Origin of the sequence: Actinotalea ferrariae (genome assembly GCF_019733465.1) — a bacterium.
Lineage (GTDB): Bacteria > Actinomycetota > Actinomycetes > Actinomycetales > Cellulomonadaceae > Actinotalea > Actinotalea ferrariae_A.
In genome coordinates this window covers 1-11,815 of sequence record NZ_JACVQL010000259.1, presented here as the reverse complement: position 1 = coordinate 11,815, position 11,815 = coordinate 1, and the positions used below count along the sequence as shown (strand labels likewise).

Genomic DNA, 11,815 nt, shown 5'->3' with positions numbered 1-11,815 from the left:
CCCCACGCCCGCGGCCGCCACCGCGGCTGCGGGCGGGGCGCCGTCGACGGACGGCGGCGAGGGCGTCGAGTGCCCGCACTGCGGCACGAGCAACGTCGCCGGCGCGCTGTTCTGCGAGGCGTGCGGCTACGACTTCACGACGGGCGCGATGCCGCGCGGCAGCGCACCCGCCTCACCGGACGCCGGTGCCGGCGCAGCGCCGGACGCGGGAGGGGCGACGTCGTCGGACGGCTCCTCCGCCGGCGCAGACGCTGCCGCCGCCGCCGCGGCGGCGGCCGACCCCGGGCCCATCGCTCCCGCCGTGCCGCTCGAGTGGGTGGCCGAGGTCTGGGTCGACCCGGACTGGTACGCCGCGCAGGACCAGGTGGACCAGCCGTGCCCGTCGCCCGGGCTCCCGACGACGGTGCCGCTCACGGTGCGCTCGCTGCTCGTCGGCCGGGTCTCGCGCAGCCGGAACATCCACCCCGAGATCGACTGCGGCACCGACGCGGCCGTCAGCCGCCGCCAGGCCCAGCTGACCACGGACGGCTCGCGGTGGTTCGTCGAGGACCTGCAGTCCTCCAACGGCACGTTCGTCGGCCCGGCGAGCGGCCCTCTGCCCACCGTGCCGCTCGTGCCCGGGCAGCGGCAGGAGCTCGCCGAGGACGACCGCGTGTACGTGGGCGCCTGGACCCGCCTCGTCGTGCGCCGTGCGACCGAGGAGGAGCGCGCCGCGGGCTGAGCCCCACGTTCCCGCCGAACCTGATCGAGCCGGTCCGCGACGATCGGGCGGCGGGAGCGGCGCGCGGTCCAGGCTGGACGTCGAGAGGAGGCCCCATGATCTCGGCGCTCAACCGGCTGGTCGACCTCGTCGAGGACGGCCTCGGCGAGGAGCTCGACGTCGCCGCGCTCGCGCGGTCGCTCGGGACCACCGAGCACCACCTCCGTCGGATGTTCTCGGCGCTCGCCGGGATGCCGCTGTCGGAGTACGTGCGCCGTCGGCGGATGACCGTGGCGGCGGCCGACGTCGTCGCGGGCCGCACCGACCTGCTGAGCGTCGCCGTCCGCTACGGCTACGGCTCGGCCGAGGCGTTCGGTCGCGCGTTCCGTGCCGTGCACGGCGCCGGGCCCGGTGACGTGCGCCGGGACGGCGGCCCCCTCCGTTCACAACCCCAGCTCAGGTTCCGCCTGACCGTCGAAGGGAGCGTCCCCATGGACACCCGCATCGCCCACCGACCCGCCTTCCGTCTCGTCGGTCATGCCACCCGCGTCCCGCTCGTGCACGAGGGCGTGAACCCGCACATCCAGGCCTTCGTCGCCTCGCTGCCGGTCGAGGAGCACGCCCGGCTCAAGGCGCTCGCGGACACGGAGCCGTCGGGTCTGCTCGCGGTGAGTGACGACCTCGACGCCGACCGCACCGAGGGCAGCGAGCTCACCTACCTCCACGGGGTCGCCCGGACCGCCGGCTCGGACGTGCCCGACGACCTCGACGTGCTCGAGGTGCCCGACGGCACCTGGGCCGTCTTCCGCAGCTCGGGTCCTCACCCCGCCGCGCTGCAGGCGATGTGGGCGGCCACGGCGACGGAGTGGTTCCCGTCGAACCCCTGGCGCCTGCGGCCGGGGCCCGAGGTCGTCGCCGTGCTCGACCGTGCGGACGACTTCTCGACCGCGACGTGCGAGCTCTGGCTCCCGTCGAGCCCGCCTGACGCCCCTCCCCCGGGACGACGAGAGCGCGCGACCCGCGGGGGTCGCGCGCTCTCGTCGGTGGTAGGTCCGGGTGTGGGCCCGCGCGGGCCCGTGCGGGCCTCTACGGAGCCCGGCTCAGACCAGGTGCGTCTCGCGCTCGAGCTTGCCCTCGCGGTCGACCGCCGCGGCGCGCAGCCGCGACATGACGACGGCGCCGAACGCGATGAGCGCGGCGACGGACGCGATGCCCAGGCGGAGCGCGTGGTTCGCGTCCTCACCCAGGCTGACCTGCACGACGGCCGGTGCGATGAGCAGCGCGACGAGGTTCATCACCTTGAGGAGCGGGTTGATCGCCGGTCCGGCCGTGTCCTTGAACGGATCACCCACGGTGTCGCCGATGACGACGGCCGCGTGCGCGTCGGAGTTCTTGCCCCCGTACTTGCCGTCCTCGACGATCTTCTTCGCGTTGTCCCACGAGCCGCCCGAGTTCGCGAGGAACACGGCCATGAGGACGCCCGACGCGATCGCCCCGGCGAGGAAGCCCGCGAGCGGCCCGACGCCGAGCCCGAAGCCGACGGCGATGGGCGCGAACGCCGCGAGGAGGCCGGGCGTCGCCAGCTCGCGCAGCGAGTCGCGCGTGCAGATGTCGACGACCTTGCCGTACTCGGGCCGCACCTCGCCGGTCATGATGCCGGGGTTCTCCCGGAACTGGCGGCGGACCTCGAACACGATGGCACCCGCGGCCCGGGTCACCGCGTCGATCGCGAGGCCCGAGAACAGGAACACGGTCGCCGCACCGAGGATGACGCCGACGAGCGTGATCGGCGAGATCACCTCGTAGGAGATCATCGCGAGCGCCGTGCCGGACGTGTCCAGGCTGTCGCCGATGTCCGCGAGCGCCTGCCGCACGGCGTCGGTGTACGAGCCGAACAGCGCCGTCGCGGCGAGCACGGCCGTCGCGATCGCGATGCCCTTGGTGATCGCCTTGGTGGTGTTGCCCACGGCGTCGAGGTCCGTGAGGATCTGCGCGCCCTCGGCGTCGACGTCGCCGGACATCTCGGCGATGCCCTGCGCGTTGTCGCTCACCGGGCCGAACGTGTCCATCGCGACGATGACACCGACCGTCGTCAGCAGGCCGCAGCCCGCGAGCGCGATGAGGAAGAGCGACAGCGTGATCGAGCCGCCCGAGATGAGGAAGACGCCGCAGATCGCCGCGGCGATGATGCCCGCCGTGTAGACGGCCGACTCGAAGCCGACCCCGATGCCGGAGAGCACGACGGTCGCGGCGCCCGTGAGCGACGTGCGGGCCACGTGCAAGGTGGGCTTCGACGTCGTGCCCGTGAAGTAGCCCGTGAGCCACAGGATGATGCCGGCGAGCACGACGCCGATCGCGACGGCGAGCGTCGCGACGACGCGCGGGTCGCCCGTGTGGTTCGCGAGCTCCTCGCCGACGCCCGAGAGCTCGGCGAACGACGACGGCAGGTACGCGAAGGCGGCGATACCCGCGAGGACGGCGCCGATGAGGGCCGACGTGTAGAAGCCGCGGTAGATCGCGGCGAGGCCGCTCTCCGAGCCGCGCACGCGCGTGATGTAGACGCCGAGGGCGGCGGTGAGCGCACCGATCGCCGTGACGATCAGCGGGAAGACGAGCCCCTGCTCGCCGAACGCGACCTTGCCGAGGATGAGCGCGGCGACGAGCGTCACCGCGTAGGACTCGAAGAGGTCCGCCGCCATGCCGGCGCAGTCGCCGACGTTGTCGCCCACGTTGTCCGCGATCGTCGCCGCGTTGCGCGGGTCGTCCTCGGGGATGTTCTGCTCGACCTTGCCGACGAGGTCCGCGCCGACGTCGGCCGCCTTGGTGAAGATGCCGCCGCCGACGCGCATGAACATCGCGAGGAGCGCGGCCCCGAAGCCGAAGCCCTCGAGCACCGCGGGCGCCTGCTCGCGGTAGATGAGGACGACGGAGGCCGCACCGAGCAGGCCGAGGCCCACGACGGACATGCCGACGACGCCGCCCGTGCGGAAGGCGATCCGCGAGCCCTCGACCCGGCCGCCCGGCCGCATCGCGGCAGCGGCCACGCGCAGGTTCGCGCGGGTGGCGAGCCACATCCCGAGGTACCCGATCGCGGCGGAGAAGCCCGCGCCGAGCAGGAAGAAGATCGAGCGACCGACCTTGATCCCCGTGTCACCGGGCAGCAGGAACAGCAGCGCGAACACGAGCACCGCGAAGAGGACGAGCGTGCGGAACATCCGGTTGAGGTACGCGGACGCGCCCTCCTGCACCGCGAGGGCGATCTCCTGCATCTTGGTCGTGCCCTCGCCGGCCGCGAGCACCTGTCGGCGCAGGACCAGGGCGAAGACGAGCGAGACGACCGCGATGGCGGCGATCACGCTCACGATGGTGAGGCTCGAGGTTCCGAGCGAGGGCATCCGTCCTCCTAAGCGTGGGTGCCGGTCGGCGACGTTGCCGACCCGCACGCGACCCCCCTGAGTCGCGGCTGGCGCGCAGTCTACGGGTGAGGCGTCGGGGCGCGAACCGGTGCCACGCTCCCGCGCGGCCCCAACGATCCGGGGCCCCCGGTCGTCATCATGGGCAGGGCGGGGACAGCCGTCCCTGGTCCGTCCGAGGGGAGCCGTCGCGATGGCCGCGTGGGAGCACGCGCTCGACGACCTCGTGCGCACGCGCGGGTCGGCGCTCGTGGGCTACGCGTACCTCCTGTGCGGTGACCGCCGCGAGGCCGAGGACCTCGTGCAGGACGCGCTGGTCAAGACCTTCTCGCGCGGCCGGGGCGGGCTCGAGACGCACAGCCTCGAGGGCTACGTGCGGCGGGCGGTGCTCACGACGTACGTCGACGGCTTCCGCCGACGGCGGCGCTGGGCGGCCGTGCGGCACCTGCTCGCGACGGACGACGTCGGACCGGCCTCGGACGCCGGCGTGGCCGCACGCGCCGACGTGGCGGCCGCGCTCGAGGCGCTCAGCCCGCGCGAGCGCGCGTGCGTCGTCCTGCGCTTCTACGAGGACCTCACGGTGCCCGCGATCGCCGATGCGCTCGCGCTCAGCCAGGGGTCGGTCAAGCGGTACCTGTCCGACGCCGTGCGGCGGATGGAGCACCTGCTCGGCCCGCTCCCCGGTGCCGACGTGGCACCCGACGACGACGAGATCACCCTGACCCCCACGAGGAGCGACCGATGAGCATCGACCTCGAACGATCCCTGCACGACCTCGCGCGGTCGGTCCAGGACGACGCCGCGTCGGAGCGCATGGCGGGTCAGGTGCGGCACATGGTCACGCGGATCCGACGACGTCGCCACGTGCGTCAGGCCGCGACCGGCGTCGTCGGCGCGGGGGCCGCGACGGCCGTCGTGGTCGGCGGTCTGCAGCTCGCGGGGCGCGGGCCCCTCGAGGCGTCGCCTGCGGGGTGGTCCGCGGCGGCCTGGGGCTGCGAGCCCGAGACCCCGACCGAGCTGCCGGACCCGCCCGTCGACGTGGAGGTGAGCCACCCGGCCGCGGCGGCGAGCGGCACGGTGACGAGCCTCGTCGTGTCCGCCCACGAGCCGGACCCGGACGCCACCGCCGTCGAGGTCGCGCCGACGGTCGTCCTCGTCCGGGACGGCGTCGTGGTGAGCCGGCCCGCCGCGCTCACGGGCACCATGGAGTCCTTCCCGGTCCAGCACGCCTTCGACCTGTCGCTGACCTCGTGCCTCCCGGGTTCCGCACCGCTGCCTCCGGGCACGTACGACGTCCTCGTGCGGCAGGAGGTCGTGCGGCTCGGCGTGCAGGTCGTCGCCGTGCAGCACAGCACGCTCGAGGTCACGGCGACGCGCGAGGAGGCCGACGAGCTCGCGGACCGGGCACGCACCGCCGAGCCGTCCCCGGCTCCCACCGCCGCGCCGACCACGGCGCCGGAGGGCAGCGCGTCCGCCGGCGGGAGCGCCCCCGCGACGCAGGCGGACGTCGACGCGCTGCTCGCGCAGGCCCCGCAGGGCACCTTCCCCGCGTGCGCCTCGGCCGTGCTGAGCGAGGCCGACCCACCCCTGACGCTCGACCTGACGCTCGAGCAGCGGCCCTACGCACCCGGCGAGGCCGTCGGCGGGACGGTCGGCCTGCGTGCGACGGGTGGCCGGACGGTGATCGCGAACGCGCCGACGCACGGCGCCCTGCTCGTCCTGACGCGCGCGGGCGCCGTCGTCGGGCGCGAGTACCGCGACACGGAGGACGTCGAGCTCGTGGAGGCGTCCGGGCAGCCCGTCGACGTGGCGCTCACCGGGTCCATGAGCCTGTGCAGCGCTCCTGCCCAGGAGCTCCCCGCCGGCGGCCTGCCGCCCGGGCGCTACGACGCGTACGCGGTCATGGAGGTCATGCTCAAGGAGGTCACCGAGGCCGACGGCACGGCGCGAGCAGAGACCAGGAGCGTCGTCGTCCGGAGCGAGCCGGTGCCGGTCACGATCGGCTGACCTCTCGGTTCGACGCGCAGGACCCGGGCGCCCGGGTTAGGACTGTGGGGTGACCACGCCACCCCACGCCGCCCCGGGCGCCGTCCTGCTCGACATCGACGGCACCCTCGTCGACTCGAACTTCCTGCACGTGCACGCCTGGGTGCGGGCGTTCGCGGAGGTCGGGCGGCCCGCCGACGCGTGGCGGGTGCACCGCTGCATCGGCATGGGCTCCGACCTGCTCATCGCCGAGGTCCTGGGCGACGACGACGCCGAGCGGCTCGGGGACGACGTCCGCGAGCGCCACACCGCGCACTACGCCGAGCTCACCCCGCTCCTGCGCGCGTTCGACGGCGCCCGCGAGCTGGTCCGGGCCGTCGCCGACCGCGGCGCCGCGACGGTCCTCGCGACGTCGGCCGCCCCCGAGGAGGTGGAGCGCCTGCGCGCGGTGCTCGAGCTCGACGACGTCGTCACCGGTCTGACGGGTGACGAGGACGTCGACGACGCGAAGCCCGAGCCCGACCTCGTCGAGGCCGCCCTGCGCGTCGCCGGGGTGCCCGCGGACCGCGCCGTGATGGTGGGCGACGCGGTGTGGGACGTGCAGGCCGCGGCGCGCGCGGGCGTGGCGTGCGTCGGCCTCCTGAGCGGCGGCACCTCGCGCGCCGAGCTGCGCTCCGCCGGCGCGGTCGAGGTCTACGAGGACGCCGCCGACCTCCTGGCGCACCTCGACGAGAGCCCGCTCGCCGACACGTGGGCGGGGTGACGCCCGCACAGCAGCGCCCGACCCGACCGCTCGAACCGCACGCACGACGACGACACGAGGAGCCGCAGTGAGCGACCAGCACGCCCCGCAGAACCCGGGAGACCAGACCACGCCCCAGGACCCGACGGACCAGTACCGGGACCCCGAGGAGCAGACCGAGCAGAAGATCGCCCACCCGGGCGAGACCTCCGACATGGAGCAGAAGCCCGACCACGGCGAGGAGAGCTACGTCGGCTCCGGCCGGCTCGAGGGCCGCCGCGCGCTCCTCACGGGCGGCGACTCCGGCATCGGCCGCGCGGTCGCCATCGCCTTCGCGCGGGAGGGCGCCGACGTCGCGATCAACTACCTGCCCGAGGAGCAGGAGGACGCCGAGACTACCGCGCAGCACATCCGCGACGCCGGGCGGAACGCGGTGCTCGTGCCGGGCGACATCCGCGACGAGGAGACGTGCAAGCGGATCGTCGAGGAGGCCGTCTCGGGCCTCGGCGGTCTCGACGTCCTCGTCAACAACGCCGCGTACCAGATGGCGCAGGAGAACGGGATCTTCGACATCACGACGGAGCAGCTCGACCGCGTGATGAAGACCAACATCTACGCGATGTTCTGGATCACGAAGGCCGCGCTCCAGCACCTGGGCGAGGGTGCGAGCATCATCAACACGGCGTCGATCCAGGGCTACCAGCCGAGCCCCCAGCTGCTCGACTACGCGACGACGAAGGCCGGCATCCTCAACTTCACCAAGGGCCTCGCGCAGCAGCTCGCGGAGAAGGGGATCCGCGTGAACGCCGTCGCGCCCGGGCCCATCTGGACGCCGCTGATCCCGGCGACCATGGACGCCGAGAAGGTCGAGCAGTTCGGCGCGGACACCCCGATGGGTCGTGCCGGCCAGCCCGCCGAGCTCGCGCCCGCGTACGTCTTCTTCGCGAGCCAGGAGTCGAGCTACGTCTCGGGCGAGCGCATCGGCGTCACGGGCGGCAAGCCCCTCCCCTGACCCTCGGCCGGACGCGGCCGGACGCGGCCGGACATGACGAAGGGGACCGCCTGCCGGCGGTCCCCTTCGTGCGTCGCGTCCTCGGGCTCGGCGGGTCAGGCCTGGAGGGCCTCGTCGACCGACGAGTGGATGGTGAAGACCTGCGTCAGCGCGGTGATGCGGAAGACCTTGAGGATCTTCTCCTGGTCGATGACCAGCTGCAGGTCGCCGCCGACGGTGCGGACCTTCTTCAGCGCGCCGACGAGCACGCCGAGACCGGTCGAGTCCATGAACCGCACGCCCGTGAGGTTCACGAGGATGTCGGTGTGCTCGGAGTCGATGAGGGAGGCCAGCTCCTCCCGGAGCACCGGCGCCGTGTAGACGTCGATCTCCCCCGTGACGTCGACCACGGTCCGGTCGCCGCTCGCGCGACTCGTGACGGACACGTCCACACCGGTCTCCTCACCGTTCGACTGACTGCCTGACTGACCGACCCATCCTGGAACAGGCCAGCCCGGTGCGCTCATTGAACCAGCCCACCGGGGTCCCCGGGGCAGCAGCCGGGGACCTGCGGACATGATCGCACCCTCCCGGCCCACCGGGTACGCCGAGCGGGTGGCGATCGCGTCCTTCCGGCCGGTCGACGCACGCGCGGCGGGTGTCGGACCCCGGTGACAGGATCGCCGGGTGACGGGGACGAAGGGAGGTGACGCGCTCCTCGACGTGCTGCTCGCCGGCGGCCGTCGTGCCGATCGCGTGACCCACGTCGAGCGCATCCCCGCGCGCGAGGGCGTGCGCGCCGACTGGCCGGCGTGGGCGGACCCCGAGCTGGTCCGCGGCTACCGGGCGCTCGGTGTCGAGCGGCCGTGGTCGCACCAGGTCGAGGCGGCCGATGCGGCCTGGGCCGGCCGGCACACGGTCCTCGCGACCTCGACCGGCTCGGGCAAGTCGCTCGCGTTCTGGCTGCCGGCCCTCACCGCGGTGCGCCACGCGCGCGACGTCGCCGGCGGCGCCGACCGGACCGCGGGGTTCGGCGGGGCGCCCCGCCGCGGGACCGTGCTCTACCTCTGCCCGACCAAGGCGCTCGCGGCGGACCAGCTCGCCGGGCTCGAGCGGCTGCTCGCCGCGTCGGGCACGCGGGACCTGCGCGTCGCGACGTGCGACGGCGACACGGACGTCACCGCACGGCGGTGGGTGCAGGACCACGCGGACGTCGTGCTCACCAACCCCGACTTCCTGCACTTCTCCCTGCTGCCGAGGCACGGGAGGTGGTCCCGCGTGCTGCGCGACCTGCAGCACGTCGTCGTCGACGAGAGCCACGCGTTCCGCGGCGTCTTCGGCGCGCACGTGGCTGCGGTGCTGCGCCGGCTGCGACGGCTCGCCGCCCACCACGGCGCTCGCCCGACGTTCGTGCTCGCGTCCGCGACCACGTCCGACCCGGCGCAGAGCGCGGCCCGACTGCTCGGCGTCGACCCCGAGAGCGTCGTCGCGGTGACCGAGGACGCGTCCCCGCGCGGCCACAAGACCTTCGCGCTGTGGCAGCCGCCCGAGATGCCCGGGCTCGACGCGACGCTCGGCGCACCCGAGGGCGAGGACGCGCCCCACGAGGACGTGCCGACCCAGCCGACGCACCGCACCGCGACCGCCGAGATGGCGGACCTCCTCACGGACCTCGTCGTCGCCGGGGCGCGCACGCTCGCGTTCACGCGCTCGCGCCGCGGCGCGGAGTCCGTCGCGACGTCGACGCGGTCCCACCTCGAGTCCGTCGGGAGAGGGCTCGGCGACGCCGTGGCCGCGTACCGCGGGGGCTACCTGCCGGAGGAGCGGCGCGAGCTCGAGCACGCCATCCGCGACGGCACGCTGCGCGCGCTCGCGACGACGAATGCGCTCGAGCTCGGCGTCGACATCTCGGGGCTCGACGCGGTGCTCATCGCCGGGTGGCCGGGTACGCGCGTCTCGCTGTGGCAGCAGGCCGGGCGCGCGGGGCGAGCGGGCGCCGACGGCCTCGTGGCGCTGATCGCGCGCGAGGACCCCCTGGACACCTACCTCGTCAACCATCCCGAGGCGATCTTCGCGGCGCCCGTCGAGGCGACCGTCTTCGACCCGACCAACCCGTACGTGCTCGCGCCGCACCTGTGCGCCGCGGCCGGCGAGCTGCCCCTTCGCACCGACGACCTGCCGCTCTTCGGCCCCGGCACCGCGGAGCTGCTCGACGTGCTCGTGGAGCGCGGCGCCCTGCGCCGGCGCACGTCGGGCTGGTACTGGACCCACGCGGAGCCCGCCGCGCGGCTCACCGACCTGCGCGGCTCGGGCGGTGAGCCGGTCCGGGTGGTCGAGGAGGCGACAGGTCGCCTGCTGGGCACGGTCGACGCCGGCGCGGCCGACGCGACGGTGCACCCCGGCGCCGTCTACGTGCACCAGGGCGCCACCTTCGTGGTCGAGGACCTCGACCTCGAGACGTCGGTCGCCGTCGTCCGGCCGAAGGACGTGGACTACGGGACGTGGTCGCGATGGCTCACCTCGATCGAGATCCGCGGCGTGCGCGAGGAGCGCGTGGCGGGTCCGGTGCGGTGGGGGTTCGGCCCGGTCGACGTGACGACGCAGGTGGTGAGCTACCAGAAGCGGCACCTCCCCGACCTGGCGCCGCTCGGCGGCGACGTCCTCGACCTGCCGGCCCGCACGCTGACGACGACGGCGGTCTGGTGGACGGCGCCGGCGGCGCTGCTGGCCGAGGCGCAGCTCGACGACGGCGACGTGCCCGGGTCCCTGCACGCGGCCGAGCACGCGTCGATCGGGCTGCTCCCCCTCCTCGCGACGTGCGACCGGTGGGACCTCGGCGGCGTCTCGACCGCGCTGCACGTCGACACGGAGGTCGCGACCGTCTTCGTCTACGACGGCCACCCCGGCGGCGCGGGGTTCGCGGAGCGCGGCTACCACCTCGGTGCCACGTGGCTGCGTGCCACGCGCGACGCGATCCGGGACTGCGGGTGCGCCGCCGGCTGCCCGGCGTGCGTCCAGTCGCCGAAGTGCGGCAACGGCAACAACCCGCTCGACAAGGCCGGGGCGATCCGCCTGCTCGACGCCGTCCTCGCGCACGAGAGGTAGCAGCGCTCGCACGGTCCGTGCGGCGCCCGTCGCCGCTGCGCCGTACCGCTTCACGCCGGCAGCCCGGGTGCCGGACGCCTCGGCCCGGCGAACGCCGTCGCGGCGGCCGTGCCCAGCGCGGAGCCGGCGGCCGCGGTGACCGACACCGTGGTGCCGGTGACGTCGCAGCGGGTGACGCGTGCCCCGTTGCGGGCCGCGACCTCGACCGCTCGCATGCACGGGTCACCCGCACCGCTCAGGTCCACGAGCCCCGGCGGCAGGGCGACGAGCTCGGCGGCCGCGAGGGCCGCGAGGTCGGCAGCGGTGCGCGCGGTGAGCCGGGCCCGGTGCCCCGACGCCGCGGCACCGAGCGCTGCGCACAGCACGACGAGACGACGGCCACGAGGGCGACGACCTGGACGGTCCCGGCACCCGAGTCGTCGCCTGCCACGGGCAGCCGGCGACGCGGCGAGGCGCCCGGGCGCACGGGTCCCCGGCGGCGAGGCCGCGCTGCTCGACGGAGAGGCAGCGCTCTCCAGCAGCGAGGCCGGGTTCCCTCGCGTCTCGGACGCCCGCGCGTCACGGCTCGACCCACGCCGTCGCGCGGGCGGAGACGCCGATCGCGCCACCCGTGAACCACGCGCCCGGGCCGTCGGCGCTCACCACGACCTCGACCCACGGGTCGCCGCGCGACACCGTCACGTCGACCGCGCCGCCGGCCACCCGCGTCGCCACCTCCACCACGGCCGCGTCCGGCTCCCCGAGCGCCGCCATCCGCGCGCCGGCCCGGGCCCCGTCTGCGCACCGCAGCTGGGCGGCCGAGGCTGCGGCCGTCACGAGCAGCACCGCGAGCACGAGGACGACCACCGGCAGCGCGACCGCGACCTCGGCCGTGACCG

The 11,815-nt window shown here is 74.8% G+C and carries 10 protein-coding genes and 1 pseudogene; 7 read left to right on the top strand and 4 right to left on the bottom strand.

Going from position 1 to position 11,815, the window contains the following annotated elements:
* Positions 1-721, top strand: a 721-nt coding sequence (locus tag ICW40_RS17335; protein ID WP_221655252.1) for an FHA domain-containing protein, incomplete at its 5' end; no start/stop codon positions are given.
* 95 nt (positions 722-816) lie between these two features.
* A pseudogene (locus tag ICW40_RS17330) lies at positions 817-1,671 on the top strand (AraC family transcriptional regulator); the annotation flags it as partial.
* Between the two features lie 129 nt (positions 1,672-1,800).
* Here ICW40_RS17330 and ICW40_RS17325 read toward each other — a convergent pair.
* Positions 1,801-4,095: a sodium-translocating pyrophosphatase gene (locus ICW40_RS17325; RefSeq protein WP_221655251.1), complete on the bottom strand. Its 2,295-nt coding sequence runs from the start codon at positions 4,093-4,095 to the stop codon at positions 1,801-1,803.
* 211 nt (positions 4,096-4,306) lie between these two features.
* Between ICW40_RS17325 and ICW40_RS17320 the strand changes: the two genes are divergently transcribed.
* From ICW40_RS17320 to ICW40_RS17305, 4 genes are all read left to right on the top strand, one after another.
* A complete protein-coding gene (locus tag ICW40_RS17320) occupies positions 4,307-4,858 on the top strand; it encodes a sigma-70 family RNA polymerase sigma factor (protein WP_221655250.1) in 552 nt (183 codons plus the stop codon).
* On the top strand, positions 4,855-6,120 hold the full coding sequence (locus tag ICW40_RS17315) for a hypothetical protein (RefSeq protein WP_221655249.1): 1,266 nt from the start codon (positions 4,855-4,857) through the stop codon (positions 6,118-6,120). The genes ICW40_RS17320 and ICW40_RS17315 overlap by 4 nt, the downstream gene beginning before the upstream one ends.
* A 49-nt stretch (positions 6,121-6,169) precedes the next feature.
* Positions 6,170-6,862: an HAD family hydrolase gene (locus tag ICW40_RS17310; protein ID WP_221655248.1), complete on the top strand. Its 693-nt coding sequence runs from the start codon at positions 6,170-6,172 to the stop codon at positions 6,860-6,862.
* A gap of 67 nt (positions 6,863-6,929) precedes the next feature.
* Positions 6,930-7,853 (top strand): SDR family oxidoreductase, encoded by a 924-nt coding sequence (locus ICW40_RS17305; RefSeq protein WP_374199177.1) that lies wholly within the window; start codon positions 6,930-6,932, stop codon positions 7,851-7,853.
* Positions 7,854-7,948: 95 nt separating this feature from the next.
* Here ICW40_RS17305 and ICW40_RS17300 read toward each other — a convergent pair whose 3' ends face one another.
* Positions 7,949-8,284 carry an STAS domain-containing protein gene (locus ICW40_RS17300; protein WP_221655247.1) on the bottom strand — a complete coding sequence of 112 codons (336 nt, stop codon included), beginning with the start codon at positions 8,282-8,284 and terminating at the stop codon, positions 7,949-7,951.
* A 235-nt stretch (positions 8,285-8,519) separates the two neighbouring features.
* Between ICW40_RS17300 and ICW40_RS17295 the strand changes: the two genes are divergently transcribed.
* Positions 8,520-10,937, top strand: a complete 2,418-nt coding sequence (locus ICW40_RS17295; RefSeq protein ID WP_308121888.1) for a DEAD/DEAH box helicase — start codon at positions 8,520-8,522, stop codon at positions 10,935-10,937.
* A 50-nt stretch (positions 10,938-10,987) separates the two neighbouring features.
* Here the strand turns inward: ICW40_RS17295 and ICW40_RS17290 are convergent, their stop codons facing one another.
* On the bottom strand, positions 10,988-11,302 hold the full coding sequence (locus ICW40_RS17290; RefSeq protein WP_221655246.1) for a hypothetical protein: 315 nt from the start codon (positions 11,300-11,302) through the stop codon (positions 10,988-10,990).
* A gap of 193 nt (positions 11,303-11,495) precedes the next feature.
* Positions 11,496-11,815: TadE family type IV pilus minor pilin (locus ICW40_RS17285; RefSeq protein ID WP_260459391.1), on the bottom strand; the 320-nt coding region annotated here is incomplete at its 5' end.

What these genes read in the sequence shown, in the direction of transcription:
- ICW40_RS17315 (WP_221655249.1), top strand. Translation starts at nt 4,855, where the DNA reads ATGAGCATCGACCTCGAACGATCCCTGCACGACCTCGCGCGGTCGGTC.
- ICW40_RS17325 (WP_221655251.1), bottom strand. Translation starts at nt 4,095, where the DNA reads ATGCCCTCGCTCGGAACCTCGAGCCTCACCATCGTGAGCGTGATCGCC.
- ICW40_RS17320 (WP_221655250.1), top strand. Translation starts at nt 4,307, where the DNA reads ATGGCCGCGTGGGAGCACGCGCTCGACGACCTCGTGCGCACGCGCGGG.